Source organism: Cupriavidus sp. FW305-27 (genome assembly GCF_058787995.1).
In genome coordinates, this window is sequence record NZ_JBYTAG010000034.1 from 1 (window position 1) to 13,043 (window position 13,043).

The 13,043-nt window shown below is 67.4% G+C and carries 11 protein-coding genes; 4 read left to right on the forward strand and 7 right to left on the reverse strand.

Going from position 1 to position 13,043, the window contains the following annotated elements; all coding sequences use genetic code 11:
* Both AC3WRI_RS17475 and AC3WRI_RS17480 read right to left on the reverse strand, forming a co-directional pair.
* On the reverse strand, window positions 1–616 hold a 616-nt coding region (locus AC3WRI_RS17475; protein WP_492293696.1), incomplete at its 3' end, for a response regulator.
* Complete coding sequence (locus tag AC3WRI_RS17480) at window positions 613–2,019, reverse strand: cache domain-containing protein (protein ID WP_010811335.1); 1,407 nt, start codon at window positions 2,017–2,019, stop codon at window positions 613–615. The genes AC3WRI_RS17475 and AC3WRI_RS17480, both read right to left, overlap by 4 nt.
* A 405-nt stretch (window positions 2,020–2,424) precedes the next feature.
* Between AC3WRI_RS17480 and AC3WRI_RS17485 the strand changes: the two genes are divergently transcribed.
* The 3 genes from AC3WRI_RS17485 (at window position 2,425) to AC3WRI_RS17495 (ending at window position 5,386) form a co-directional block, all read left to right on the forward strand.
* Complete coding sequence (locus tag AC3WRI_RS17485) at window positions 2,425–4,497, forward strand: carbon starvation CstA family protein (RefSeq protein WP_492293698.1); 2,073 nt, start codon at window positions 2,425–2,427, stop codon at window positions 4,495–4,497.
* Window positions 4,498–4,511: 14 nt separating this feature from the next.
* A complete protein-coding gene (locus AC3WRI_RS17490) occupies window positions 4,512–4,706 on the forward strand; it encodes a YbdD/YjiX family protein (RefSeq protein WP_010811333.1) in 195 nt (64 codons plus the stop codon).
* 224 nt (window positions 4,707–4,930) lie between these two features.
* Complete coding sequence (locus AC3WRI_RS17495) at window positions 4,931–5,386, forward strand: YMGG-like glycine zipper-containing protein (RefSeq protein WP_010811332.1); 456 nt, start codon at window positions 4,931–4,933, stop codon at window positions 5,384–5,386.
* A gap of 293 nt (window positions 5,387–5,679) precedes the next feature.
* Here the strand turns inward: AC3WRI_RS17495 and AC3WRI_RS17500 are convergent, their stop codons facing one another.
* The gene (locus AC3WRI_RS17500) at window positions 5,680–5,970 is read right to left on the reverse strand and encodes a hypothetical protein (RefSeq protein ID WP_492293699.1); all 291 of its coding nucleotides are present in this window, start codon (window positions 5,968–5,970) and stop codon (window positions 5,680–5,682) included.
* 200 nt (window positions 5,971–6,170) lie between these two features.
* On the opposite strand from AC3WRI_RS17500, the gene AC3WRI_RS17505 reads away from it, so the two are divergent.
* Window positions 6,171–7,118, forward strand: coding sequence for a LysR family transcriptional regulator (locus AC3WRI_RS17505; protein ID WP_058697422.1), 948 nt, complete (start codon window positions 6,171–6,173; stop codon window positions 7,116–7,118).
* A gap of 74 nt (window positions 7,119–7,192) precedes the next feature.
* Here AC3WRI_RS17505 and AC3WRI_RS17510 read toward each other — a convergent pair whose 3' ends face one another.
* The 4 genes from AC3WRI_RS17510 to AC3WRI_RS17525 form a co-directional block, all read right to left on the reverse strand.
* Window positions 7,193–9,880: a DNA topoisomerase III gene (locus tag AC3WRI_RS17510; protein ID WP_439671087.1), complete on the reverse strand. Its 2,688-nt coding sequence runs from the start codon at window positions 9,878–9,880 to the stop codon at window positions 7,193–7,195.
* Between the two features lie 147 nt (window positions 9,881–10,027).
* Window positions 10,028–10,432 (reverse strand): thioredoxin family protein, encoded by a 405-nt coding sequence (locus AC3WRI_RS17515; RefSeq protein ID WP_011616267.1) that lies wholly within the window; start codon window positions 10,430–10,432, stop codon window positions 10,028–10,030.
* Between the two features lie 68 nt (window positions 10,433–10,500).
* The gene (dprA, locus tag AC3WRI_RS17520) at window positions 10,501–11,700 is read right to left on the reverse strand and encodes a DNA-processing protein DprA (protein ID WP_011616266.1); all 1,200 of its coding nucleotides are present in this window, start codon (window positions 11,698–11,700) and stop codon (window positions 10,501–10,503) included.
* A gap of 7 nt (window positions 11,701–11,707) precedes the next feature.
* Complete coding sequence (locus AC3WRI_RS17525) at window positions 11,708–12,889, reverse strand: LysM peptidoglycan-binding domain-containing protein (RefSeq protein ID WP_010811326.1); 1,182 nt, start codon at window positions 12,887–12,889, stop codon at window positions 11,708–11,710.
* Window positions 12,890–13,043 lie beyond the last annotated feature (154 nt).

Here is a 13,043-nt window from a genome sequence, read left to right on the forward strand (position 1 = left end):
CCTCGATCCCCAGCTTGCGCTTCAGGTTCAGCCGGTGCGTCTCCACCGTGCGCACCGAAACCCCCAGCTGCGCCGCGATCTCCTTGTTGGCCAGGCCCCGCCCGATGCCGCGCAGGATGTCGCGCTCGCGCGGCGTGAGCGCATCGAGCGGCCCTGCGGCGGGGCTCTGCTCGGCCATGCCGCGCGCAATGCGGGCGCTGTAGAAGACCCGTCCGGCCAGCACGGACTGGATCGCCGCCATCAGCTCGTCGGCGGGCGCGTCCTTGAGCACATAGCCGCGCGCACCCGCACGCACCGCCTGGCGCACGTATTCCAGGTTGTCGTGCATCGACACGATCAGCACCGCCAGTTCCGGATAGCGGTCATGCAGCGCCGCGGCCAGGGCAATGCCGCCCATGCCGCGCATGCCGATATCGGTGATGACCAGGTCGGGCAGCTCGGCGGCACCGGCTCGGTCCAGCCACGCCAGCGCGGCCTCGCCGTCGTCGGCTTCACCGACCACGCGCAGGCCGGGCTGCAGCGCCAGATGCATGCGCATTCCGTCGCGCACCAGCGCATGGTCGTCGATCAGTAATACGCGGGCGGGCACTTCGGCGGAGTCGGCTAGCTGGGTCATGACGGCGAGGGTCCTGCTGAAACGGGATCGTGCGCAATGGCCGCGGGCCTGGCCAGCGGCAGTGAAGCGACCAGCTGGGTGCCGCCCATGCCCGAAACGATGTCGAACTGCCCGCACAGCGCGGCGATGCGCTCGCGCAGGTTGCGCAGTCCGATGCCGCGCTGCGGGTCCTCCTGCATGCGCGCCACGTCGAAGCCATGCCCGTCGTCGCGCACGGTGAGGCGCGTGGCATCGGCATCGAAGGCCAGCGCCACCACGACCCGGCGCGCGCCGGCATGGCGCTCGACGTTGGTCAAGGCTTCCTGGGCGATCCGGAACAGCGCCGTGGCCTGCTCGTCGGGCAGTTCGCGCGGGGTGCCGCTCTGAGTCACCGCAATTTCCAGCCCGCTGCCGCCCTGCATCTCGCGCGCCAGGTGCTGCAGCGCGGCGTACAGGCCCAGGTCGTCGAGCAGGGCGGGGCGCAGGTTGCGCGCCACGCGGCGCACTTCATTGAACACGGTATCGAGCCGGTTCAGCGCCATGCCCAGCACCGGCGCCACCGCGGCGCCTTCGGCCGGGGCCAGGCGCAGGCGGTTGGTGGCGGTTTCCAGCACCAGCTTGACCGACACCAGCAGCTGGCTGATGCCGTCGTGCAGCTCGCGCGAGAGCCGGGCGCGCTCTTCTTCCTGCGACTGCACCACGCGCTGCGCCAGCTGGCGCAGCTTGGCGTCGGCCTCGCGGTGCTCGCTGACGTTCAGCGCCAGGCCGCTGGCGGCGACCAGCAGGATGCTGATGCCGGCAATCACGCCGATCCAGGCCATGGTCTGGCGGATATCGGTCTCGGCACGGGCATCGAGCTGGCGCAGCGTGCTTTCCACGTCATCCAGGTAGATGCCGGTGCCCACCATCCAGCCCCATTCGGGCACCGCCACCACATAGCCGAGCTTGGGCGCCAGCTGCTGCGACGAGGGCTTTCTCCACAGGTAGCGCACCGCGCCGCCACCGCCCTTGGCCGCGGCAATCAGTTGCTGGATGGTCAGCGCGCCCTGCGGGTCGCGCAGCGTCCACAGGTCCTGGCCGACCAGTTCGGGCTGACGCGGGTGCATCAGGTTGCGGCCGTGCAGGTCATACAGGAAGAAATAGCCGTCGGGGCCGTAGTCCAGCCGCGCAAGTGCCTCCATCGCGGCCTGCCGGGTGGCGGCGTCGGTGCGCCCGGAGCGCACCAGCGGCGCGATCGCGCTCTGCGCCAGTTCTACGTAGTGGCGCAGCTCGGTTTCCTTGCTCTGCAGGTAGGCGGCCTCGACCAGCGCGCGTTCATGCTGCGCGAGCTGCGTGGCCTGGAAGCGCACGGCAAGTGCGATGCCCAGCATGGCAACCGCAAGTGGCGCCACGGCTAGCAACAGGATCTTCTGGCGGAGTTTCATACGAGTGCGGGGGGACCGGGGGTAAACACCGATGCCGCGCAGGCGGCATGCCACCGTCGATTTGCGTAGTACTACGCAGAAGTGCTGCGTAGTTACGCGCTTGTGCGGGGTTTGGCGGGTGTCAATACTACACGCCGATCGCGCCGCCGCCCCAGCAGGGCGCATGCGCGGACGCAGCTGGTGCACCGTCCACACCCGGACGGTGCGTCGCCTGCCTGCAAGACGAGATCCGGAAACGACGACACAACCGGGCGCGCAGCAGCTATCCCAGGAGACACCCTCACCGCCGGATTGCCCCCGCTGCCCGCCCTCGGCGCACCCCCGCTGCCGATCCTGCCAGTTGCCTGTTACCAGTCTTTCGCCGCCGCAGGCTATCCATATCCCGGTCTGAGGAGACCCTTCACTATGAATCGCATCGGAGAACACCTGGTGTGGCTGGCTGTCGCCGTCCTTGGCGCGTTTGCCTTCGGCACTGTCGCGCTGGCGCGCGGCGAGGCCGTCAGCGCGCTGTGGATCGTGGTTGCCGCGCTCTGCATCTACCTGATCGCCTACCGCTACTACAGCCGCTTTATCGCCGACAAGGTGATGCAGCTCGATCCCAAACGGATGACGCCCGCGTGGCGCCATAACGACGGCCTGGACTACGTGCCGACCAACAAGGCGGTGCTGTTCGGCCACCACTTCGCCGCCATCGCCGGCGCCGGCCCGCTGGTCGGCCCGGTGCTGGCCGCGCAGATGGGCTATATGCCGGGCATGCTGTGGCTGCTCGCCGGCGTGGTGTTCGCCGGCGCGGTGCAGGACTTCATGGTGCTGTTCATCTCCACGCGCCGCGACGGCCGCTCGCTGGGCGACCTGGTCAAGTCCGAGATGGGCACGATCCCGGGCATGATCGCGCTGTTCGGCTGCTTCATGATCATGGTCATCATCCTGGCGGTGCTGGCGCTGATCGTGGTGAAGGCGCTGGCCGACTCGCCGTGGGGCACGTTCACCGTGGCGGTGACGATCCCGATCGCGCTGTTCATGGGCATCTATACGCGCTATATCCGCCCGGGCCGCATCGGCGAGGTGTCGGTGATCGGCTTCGTGCTGCTGATGCTGGCCATCATCGGCGGCCAGTACGTACACGAGAGCGCCGTGCTGGCGCCGCTGTTCACCTATGACGGCAAGGCGCTGACGTGGATGCTGATCATCTACGGCTTTATCGCCGCCGTGCTGCCAGTGTGGCTGCTGCTGGCGCCGCGCGACTACTTGTCGACCTTCCTGAAGATCGGCACCATCATCGCGCTGGCGGTCGGCATCCTGATCGTCGCCCCGGACCTGAAGATGCCGGCCTTCACGCAGTTCGCGCAAGGCGGCGGACCGGTGTGGTCGGGCAACCTGTTTCCGTTCCTCTTCATCACCATCGCCTGCGGCGCGGTGTCGGGCTTCCACGCGCTGATCTCGTCGGGCACCACGCCCAAGCTGCTGGAGAACGAGACCCACGCGCGCTTTATCGGCTACGGCGCGATGCTGGCTGAATCGTTCGTCGCGATCATGGCACTGGTAGCCGCCTCGGTGATCGAGCCGGGCGTGTACTTCGCCATGAACAGCCCGGCGGCCGTGATCGGCACCACGCCGGAAGCGGTGGCGCACGCGGTCTCGATCTGGGGCTTCGTGATCACGCCTGACGTGCTGGTGCAGACCGCCAAGGACGTCGGCGAAAACACCATCCTCTCGCGCGCCGGCGGCGCGCCGACGCTGGCCGTGGGCATCGCCCATATCCTGCACCAGGTGGTGGGCGGCCAGGCCATGATGGCGTTCTGGTACCACTTCGCCATCCTGTTCGAGGCGCTGTTCATCCTGACCGCCGTCGACGCGGGCACCCGCGCCGGCCGCTTCATGCTGCAGGACCTGCTGGGCAGCTTTATCCCGTCGATGCGCAAGACCGATTCGCTGGTCGCCAACCTGACCGCCACCGCGCTGTGCGTGGCGGCATGGGGTTACTTCCTGTACCAGGGCGTGGTCGATCCGCTGGGCGGCATCAACACGCTGTGGCCGCTGTTCGGCATCTCCAACCAGATGCTCGCCGCGGTGGCGCTGGTGCTGGGCACCTGCGTGCTGGTCAAAATGAAGCGCGGCCAGTACGCCTGGGTCACGCTGGTGCCGACCGTGTGGCTGCTGATCTGCACGCTGACCGCCGGCTGGCAGAAGCTGTTCCATGCCGACCCCAAGGTCAGCTTCCTGACCCACGCCGCCAAGTTCAGCGCCGCCATTGCCGAAGGCAAGGTGCTGGCCCCGGCCAAGTCGATGGAGCAGATGCACCGCATCGTCTTCAACGACTACCTGGACGCCGGCCTGTGCGCGCTGTTCATGCTGGTGGTGCTGTCGATCGTGTTCTACGGCTTCAAGACCGCGCTGCAGGCGCGCGCCGCGAAGCGCCCGACCGACAAGGAAACGCCGTTCGAGCCGCTGCCGGGCGCCGCCTCGGCCCAGTCCTGATACCGGAGCCCGCCATGCTGGAACAACTCGGAACGATGGGACGCTACCTGGGGCAGTCGCTCAGGCTGATGGTCGGGCTGCCCGACTACCAGACCTACGTGGCCCATATGGAAAGCACCCACCCCGACCGCGAGCCGATGAGCTACGAGGAATTCTTCCGCGAGCGCCAGGAGGCACGCTACGGCGGCGGGCAGGGCAAGTGCTGCTGAGCACACGCTGAACGCCGTCCTCCTGCGGGGCCGGCGGCATACAAAGCAGACAGGCGATCACTTGATCGCCTGTCTTTTTATCAAGTGTTGCGTGTTTACCGCGCTTTTGTAATGCACGGATACCGTTTCTGTAGCGGGTTACAGGGCTTTACAGGTAGTTACAGCAAGGGTGCGGCTCCTTCTCTACACTTGCGACACATCATGGCAATTCGAGGAAAAAAGATATGACTCGCCATCCCGTTCGCAATCTGACCATTGCCCTCGCCCTGGCGGCCTGCGCGCTGCCGGCCGTCGCGAGTGACATGAACAACGCCCTGGGCGGCGCACTCGGCGGCGTCGCCGGTGCCGCGGTGGGCGGCGCGCTGGGCGGCAGCACCGGCGCAGTGATCGGTGGTGCAGTGGGCGGCGGCGCCGGTGGCGCAGTGACCTCCAACCGCCGTGAGCGCACCGGTGCCATCATCGGCGGCGCGCTGGGTGGCGGTGCCGGCACCGCAGCTGGCAACGCCATGGGCGGCCGCACCGGTGGCCTGATCGGCGCCGGCCTGGGCGGCGGCGCGGGTGCGGCGCTGGGCGGCAATGTCTCGCGCAGCAACTCGTACGACGATGACCACCGCCGCTATTACAAGAGCAGCTACAAGCGCAAGAAGCACAAGCACCATCGCCACCACTACGACGACTAAGAAGTCGTAGTGGTCAGCAAAACGGGCCGTCATGGCCCGTTTTTCATTTGCGGCGTCTGGCATAATCATTCGCCAGTGCTTGCAAAGCCGCCGGATGCAGAAACAAAGAAGCCCGCAACCGGAACCGGTGCGGGCTTTTTCTCCAATAAAGGCGGAGAGGCTGCAAGGCGCTCCCCCAAGGACCTGTGGAGACCAGGTTTGAAGCAGGCGGGGCCGCACAAGCGGAGGAAGCGGCCCCGGGATCGCGCTGCCAGAGACCGCCGGGGAGGCAGGCCTGAGGCGGCCAGGCGGCCTTACAGCGGCGCGCGATCGGTAGTGGTGTCGTACTTGCCGCCTTCGGTGTAGGTGTCGAACTTGCCGGTGCGGGCGCCATCGACGTACGGATCGAACTTGCCGGTGCGGGCGCCATCGACGTACGGATCGAACTTGCCGGTGCGGGCGCCGTCGGTGTACGGATCGAACTTGGCTACCTTGGCGCCGTCGGTGAACACATCGAACTTGCCGTTCTTGGCAAAGGCCGGTGCGGCCGACAGGGCGGCGGCGAGGGTGGCGACAGCGATCAGGGCGTAGCGGTTGGTTTTCATGATTCAGGCTTTCTCTATTGCATGGATGCCTGAGCCGTCACTTCGACGAAAGACTATGTTGCATTGCGGCATCCGATGGCTAGATATTAGGCATTTCCCTCATATCAATAAATATCAGGATCCACAATGATTAGTTTTGATTCGAACAATAAAATAGGCTGATTACGTAAGAATTCAGCGCAGAACCGGGAGACTGTGTCATGGATCGCCTGCAATCGATGCGTGTGTTTTCCAAGGTGGTGGAACTGGGAAGCTTCGCGCGTGCAGCGCAGCAGCTGGAAATGTCCAACGCAGTGGTGACGCGCTACGTGGCCGACCTGGAGAGCCACCTGGGCACGCGCCTGCTCAACCGCACCACCCGCAGCCTGTCGCTGACCGACGCCGGCGAAACCTACCTGCAGCGCTGCCAGCAGATCCTGGAAGACGTGGAAGAAGCCGAAAGCGTGGTCACGGCGCGCAGCCAGTCGCTGTCAGGCACGCTGCGGCTGGTCACCCCGGTGATGTTCGGCCTGCACCTGCTGCCGGAATTGCTGGCGCGCTTCCAGCAGCTGTATCCGGACGTGGTGTTCGACGTGATCCTGTCGGACCGCAACGTCGATATCGTCGAAGAAGGCCGCGACGTGGCCGTGATGCTGTCCGACCTGGGCCTGGGCTCGCACCTGGTGGCGCGCCCGCTGCTGTCGGCCGAAGTGATCCTGTGCGCATCGCCGGGCTATGTGGCGGCGCACGCGCCGATCCGCCATGCCCATGAACTCAGCCACCACCGCTGCATTGCCATGCGCCTGCCCAGCGCCGAGCACGAATGGACGCTGCTGGGCCCGGAAGGCGAGGTGACCGTGCCGATCCGCCCGGGGCTGCTGTGCAGCAATGCCGAGCTGGCCCACCAGGCGGCGCTGGCCGACATGGGCGTGGCCATGCTGTCGTCCTACCTGGCGCGTCCCAATATCGAATCCGGCAAGCTGGTGCATGTGCTGCCGCAATACCAGCTGCCGCGGCGCGATGTCAGCGTGGTCTACCCGAGCCGCAAGTTCTTGCCGACCAAGGTGCGCGCCTTTATCGACTTCCTGCTCGAAGAAGGGCAGGTACGCGGCAAGGAAGCGCAGCCGGCGCCAGCCGCCAGCCACGGCACGCAAGCCGTGCGCACCTGAGCGGCTACCTAGGCCGATCCACCCAAAGCAAAACGCCCGGCGATGCCGGGCGTTTTGCCGTGACGCGCTGACGCTTACTCGCCGGCGGCCGCCGCGCGCGACTTCTTGGCCGCGGCGGTCTTGGCGGGGGCCTTCTTGGCTGCCGCCTTCTTGGCCGGTGCCTTGGTGGCCGGAGCCTTGGCGGCTGGCGTCTTGGCCGCGGTCTTCGCTGCCGTCTTGGTTGCCGGCGCCGCCTCGGCCGTGCCATTCGATGCCGCCTTGGCCGTGGTCTTCGCCGCCGTCTTGGCGCCCGCCTTGGGCTCGCGCGCCTCGAACTCGAAGCCGATCTTGCCGTCCGGCTGCTTGACCAGGAAGGCCTTGAAGTTGCGGCCGGTGCGCGACGACTTGAACCCCGTCAGCAGGTCGGTCTTGCCGTCGGTGAGCAGCTTGCCGATCTGCTCGCGGCTGATTTCCTGCTGCAGGATGATCTTGCCGGTGGTGAAGTCGCAGCTCTTGGGGCTGGTCGCGCTGTTCTCGCAGACGTACTTCATGCCGTGCTCGAACACCGAGCCGCCGCACTTCGGACAGGTGCCCACCGGCTCCTGGCCGCTGAAGTCGACCGGCTCGCCGTCGTTGTCGTCGTCGTTCTGGCCGAAGTCGAATTCCATCTTGTAATGGCCTTCGTCGTCCTTGCCCAGCTTGAGGATGGCGGCGAACGGACGGCCCATCTTGCTGCGGAAACCCTGCAGCGGACCGATTTCCTTCTTCAGCAGCAGTTCTTCGACCTCTTCGATCTCGAACTGGCGCCCGCCCGGGATCTTGCTGATCGAGAACTCGCACGCGGTGCAGGCAAAGCGGCGGTAGTTCTCCTTGACCTGTCCGCCGCATTGCGGGCACGGCGTGTCCAGCGTGGCGTAGTCGCCCGGGATGGTGTCGCTGTCGTATTCCTTGGCGCGCTTGACGATCTGCTGGGTCATCTGCGCGATCTCAAGCATGAACTCGTCGCGCTTCAGGCGCCCGCGCTCGATCTGCGAGAGCTTGTGTTCCCACTCGCCCGTCAGCTCGGCCTGCGTCAGTTCCTGCACGCCCAGGCCGCGCAGCAGCGTCATCAACTGGAACGCCTTGGCAGTCGGAATCAGCTCGCGGCCTTCGCGCACCAGGTATTTTTCCGTCAGCAGGCCTTCGATGATGGCCGCGCGCGTCGCCGGCGTGCCCAGGCCCTTGCCGGCCATGGCCTCGCGCAGCGCGTCGTCGTCCACCAGCTTGCCGGCGCCTTCCATCGCCGACAGCAGCGTGGCTTCGTTGTAGCGCGCGGGCGGCTTGGTGGTCAGGCCGACGCTCTCGACCTTGTCGGTCTTGACCTTCTCGTCCTTGGCCACCGGCACCAGGTTGGCGGCGTCCTTGTCGCCCTGCGCCTCGCGGCCGTAGATCACCAGCCAGCCCGGGTTGACCAGCACCTTGCCTTCGGTCTTGAAGTGGTGGCCGGCGACTTCCGTGATGCGGGTGGTGACCTGGAACTCGGCCGCCGGGAAGAACACCGCCAGGAAGCGGCGCACTACCAGGTCGTACAGCTTCTGCTCCGGTTCGGACAGGTTCTTTGGCGCCTGCAGCGTCGGGATGATGGCGAAGTGGTCGCTGATCTTGCTGTTGTCGAAGATCTTCTTGTTCGGCTTGACCCAGCCCTGCGCCAGAATCTTCTTGGCGTGCGGCAGGTAGTTGGGCGAGCTGTCGGCCAGCATGTCCATGGTCTGCTTGACCGTGTCCAGGTAGTCCTCGGGCAGCGCGCGCGCATCGGTACGCGGGTAGGTCAGGACCTTGTGCTTTTCATACAGCGCCTGCGCCAGGCCGAGCGTGTTCTTGGCCGAGAAGCCGAAGCGCGAGTTGGCCTCGCGCTGCAGCGTGGTCAGGTCGAACAGCGCCGGCGACTGCTGCGTCGACGGCTTGGATTCCTCGGTGACGGTGCCCGGCTTGTCGCGGCAGGCGGCGACGATGCTCTTGGCCTCGGCCTCGCTCCACAGGCGCGATTCGCGCGCCTCGGGATCGAACTCGCTCTTCTTGAACTTGGGGTCGAACCAGCGGCCTTCATACAGGCCGGCGGCGGCGATGAACTCGGCCCGCACTTCCCAGTAGTCGCGCGGCACGAAGTGCTTGATCTTCTCTTCACGCTCCACCACGATCGACAGCGTCGGCGTCTGCACGCGGCCCACGGTGGTCAGGAAGAAGCCACCGCCCTTGCTGTTGAAGGCGGTCATGGCGCGGGTGCCGTTGATGCCGACCAGCCAGTCGGCCTCGGAGCGGCAACGCGCGGCGTCGGCCAGCGGCAGCATGTCTTCGTCTTCGCGCAGGCTGGCGAAGCCATCGCGGATCGCCTGCTGCGTCATCGACTGCAGCCACAGCCGGCGCACCGGCTGCTTGGCCTTGGCCTGTTGCGCGATCAGCCGGAAGATCAGTTCGCCTTCGCGTCCCGCGTCACAGGCGTTGATCAGGGCGGTGACGTCCTTGCGCTTGATCAGCCGGTTCAGCACCTTCAGGCGCGACTCGGTCTTGGCGATCGGGCGCAGGTCGAAATGCGGCGGGATCACCGGCAGGTTGGCGAAACTCCACTTGCCGCGCTTGACCTCGTATTCGTCCGGCGCGGCGATCTCGACCAGGTGGCCGACGGCGGAGGACAGCACGTAGTCGTCGCTCTCGAAATACTCGTCGTGCTTGGTAAACCCCCCGAGGGCACGGGCGATATCCGCCGCGACCGACGGTTTTTCCGCGATGATGAGGGCTTTTGACATGGGAAGGGTCCTTGCGAGCTGCATCCGGCAACCCGCGAATTGCACTACAAACGAAGTAATCAGAACGCCGGGGGGCTATGAGGCGCCAATAATAAGCGCGCTTTCAACGGCGGTGCAAGCAAGCCCCGCCGCCGACCCTGTCGCCACCTAGGCGGCGCTGCTCCCCCCGGCAAGCAACCAGTCCAGCACCTGCGGCACGTCTTCGGCACTCGCCGGCATCGCCGCACCGCGGCTCAGCATGCGTTCCAGCACCTCGATGTGCGGCAGCAGGGTGCCATAGAACTGGGGCGTGCCGCCCGACGCAGGCTGCACCAGCAGCGTCGGGAAATTCTCAATATCGATATCGCCAAGCGCATCCGCGTGCGTCTCGATGTCGATCCAGACGAAGCAATCCTCCGGATGGCGCGAGGCCAGCGCGGTCAGCGCCGCCAGGTAGTCCCGGCACGTGCCGCACCACTGCGCGCACAGGCAGGCCACCAGGCGGCCCTGCGGCCGCGCTGCCAGGCACCCGGCAATGGCGCCTGCGTCACGTTCTGGAAAGTAAACGGTCATGGCATCGGAAACATGAGGCGCCCGCGGCACGCGGGCTGCCGGCGATTGTATCGGTATTGCGCTGCGGCTCACCCAAGCCGCCGAAACACGTTTCCCGGTAGACGCTCGGCGTGCCCGGCCAGTTCCAGTTCCAGCAGGCGCGCCGCGACGGCTTCCGGCGGCTGGCCGCTGCGCTCGCACAGCGCATCCAGCGTAACCGGATCGTAGCCGAGAGCGGCCAGCAGGGGGTCGGCGTGGCCGGCAAAGTCAGAAAGATCTGGTTGCTCCGGTACGGACGCGGGAACGCGCGCGGCAGCGGGGCGGGCAGGTGCCGGCAGCAGGTTGATCTCTTCCAGCACATCCTCCACGCGCTCCACCAGCTTCGCTCCCTGGCGGATCAGCAGGTGGCAGCCGGCTGACAGCGGCGCGTGGATCGAGCCCGGCACCGCAAATACCTCGCGCCCCAGGTCGGCCGCCAGCCGTGCGGTGATCAGCGAGCCCGAGCGCGCCGCGGCCTCCACCACCAGCACCCCGCGTGCCAGGGCGGCGATGATACGGTTGCGGCGCGGGAAGTTGGCGGGCAGGCCCTGCATGCCGAGCGGGAATTCGGTGACGATCGCGCCGCGCGCGGCCACTTCGTGGGCCAGCGCCAGGTTCTCGGCCGGATAGACCCGGTCGGCCCCCGTACCCGTAACAGCGACGGTACCGCCGCAACCCTGCAGCCCGCCGGCATGGGCGGCGGCATCGACGCCCAGCGCCAGCCCCGAGACCACCGCCAGCCCCGACTCGGACAGCGCCCGCCCGAAGGCCTGCGCATCGCGCTTGCCCTGCTCGGTGGCGCCACGCGCGCCGACGATGGCCACCGCAGGACGCGCCAGCAGCGCAGGATCGCCCTTGATATATAGCAGCGGCGGCGGGTCGGGCAGGTCGAACAGGCGGGCAGGGTAGGCGTCGTCGCCAAACGTGACCACGTGGTTGCCGGGCGTGCCGAGCCAGGCGAGGGTGCGTTCGACCAGTGCCGGCAGCCCGGTGCCGGGCCTGGCCAGCACCGCGCGGGCGTGTTTCTTGGGGACGACGGACGACAGCGCTGCCACGCTCTGCGCCAGGATCTGCTGCGGCAACCCGAATGCGGTCAGCAGCAGGCGCACCGTGACCGGGCCGACCCCGGGCGCGCAGGCGAGCTGCAGCCACGCCTTCAGCTCGTCGGGATCGCGCGTGGTGAGCTGCCGGGCAGCGCCTGCATGGCAAAGAGAAGCGGCGGCCGCCAGGGCCGCCTGCGATGTCGCCAAGACCGGCTCAGCGCGGCGAGGTCGCCCGGTCGCCGACCGCGATCACGTTGGAGGCGTCGGTGACCAGCGCATACGACACCCCCGGGAACACGCGGAAGACAAAGGCCAGGCCGTAGCGCTCGTCGGGCAGGCGGATGGCGCGGTTGCTGTCGGTCTTGTCGGCGACGGTCTCGCCAGTGCGCGACAGCGCCAGCACATGCCCGGGCTCCACCCCGGCCTGGCTGCCGAGGTTGAGCACCACCACCTGCTTGGCGCCGCCGAACTCGACCCCGCCATAGACCTTGGCCACGCGGCCGTCGAGTTGCGTATCGGGCGCGTGCGGCACATAGCGCGCCGCTTCGCGCGCGGGCTGCGGCATCAGCAGCGTGCCCACGCCCATTTCCTGCCTGGCCTGCGTGACCTGCATGGTCGAGACCGCATCCGGGCCCTGCGCAGCGCGCGCCAGGCGCACGTTGCCTTCGTATTCGGCCTCGTAGCCGAGCACGGCATTGGAGACGGGGTCGCGCACCGGGGTGACCGGACGGTAGGCCTGCCAGTCGCTGCCTTGCGGCGCGTCGGCGGGGATGCCGCGCGCGTAGCCGGTATCGTCGCGGCCAAGGATGACGCGCGACTCGGACACGGCGACGATGCGTGCCGAGGTGGCCAGCGTATCCTGGTCGACCACCAGCGGGCGGATCAGGAAGGGCTCGATATCGGAAGACGCGATGCTCAGGATGGCGGCGCCGTCGGCGGCGTTGCCGCGTATCTGCGGCGACAGGCGCACCGTGCCGCTGCCGGCGGGCGTGGTCGACAGCCAGGCGCGGCCGTCGCGCTGGATCAGGTACAGGATCTGTCCCGGATAGATCAGGTGCGGGTTGCGGATCTGTTGCCGGTTCATGCCCCATAGCTCAGGCCAGCGCCATGGCTGGCGCAGGAAGCGGCCCGAGATCCCCCACAGCGTGTCACCCGTGCGCACGGTGTACTGCGACGGCGCATTGGCAGCCAGGTCTGAAACGGGGATGCCCTGTTGGGCCGTGCGCTGGGCTTCGGCCTGCTGCGCCGGCGTGACCGTCAGGTCCGCAGCCAGGGCCGGAAGCGCGGCCGCCGCAGTGATGCCGGCGGCACTCAGCAACGCATAGGCAAGCTTAGGGATGAACGCGTGCAGCCTGCGGCCCGACGCCGCCTGGTGTTCTTTGGTAAGATCGCGCATTTTCCTGACCGGCCGGTGGTTTCGGCCAGATTGACCCGGGAGAGCGTGCCTGTTTCGGCGCGCCTTGAATTTTTGTACTTGCGCCCCGATTCTGCATGTAAACACCCGCCGCCGCAACGCGGCCCGGTTGCCGGCAGCAGCCGGCGTTGCGCCT

What these genes read in the sequence shown, in the direction of transcription:
- AC3WRI_RS17480 (WP_010811335.1), bottom strand. Translation starts at nt 2,019, where the DNA reads ATGAAACTCCGCCAGAAGATCCTGTTGCTAGCCGTGGCGCCACTTGCG.
- AC3WRI_RS17485 (WP_492293698.1), top strand. Translation starts at nt 2,425, where the DNA reads ATGAATCGCATCGGAGAACACCTGGTGTGGCTGGCTGTCGCCGTCCTT.
- AC3WRI_RS17495 (WP_010811332.1), top strand. Translation starts at nt 4,931, where the DNA reads ATGACTCGCCATCCCGTTCGCAATCTGACCATTGCCCTCGCCCTGGCG.
- AC3WRI_RS17490 (WP_010811333.1), top strand. Translation starts at nt 4,512, where the DNA reads ATGCTGGAACAACTCGGAACGATGGGACGCTACCTGGGGCAGTCGCTC.
- AC3WRI_RS17515 (WP_011616267.1), bottom strand. Translation starts at nt 10,432, where the DNA reads ATGACCGTTTACTTTCCAGAACGTGACGCAGGCGCCATTGCCGGGTGC.
- AC3WRI_RS17505 (WP_058697422.1), top strand. Translation starts at nt 6,171, where the DNA reads ATGGATCGCCTGCAATCGATGCGTGTGTTTTCCAAGGTGGTGGAACTG.
- AC3WRI_RS17510 (WP_439671087.1), bottom strand. Translation starts at nt 9,880, where the DNA reads ATGTCAAAAGCCCTCATCATCGCGGAAAAACCGTCGGTCGCGGCGGAT.
- AC3WRI_RS17500 (WP_492293699.1), bottom strand. Translation starts at nt 5,970, where the DNA reads ATGAAAACCAACCGCTACGCCCTGATCGCTGTCGCCACCCTCGCCGCC.
- AC3WRI_RS17525 (WP_010811326.1), bottom strand. Translation starts at nt 12,889, where the DNA reads ATGCGCGATCTTACCAAAGAACACCAGGCGGCGTCGGGCCGCAGGCTG.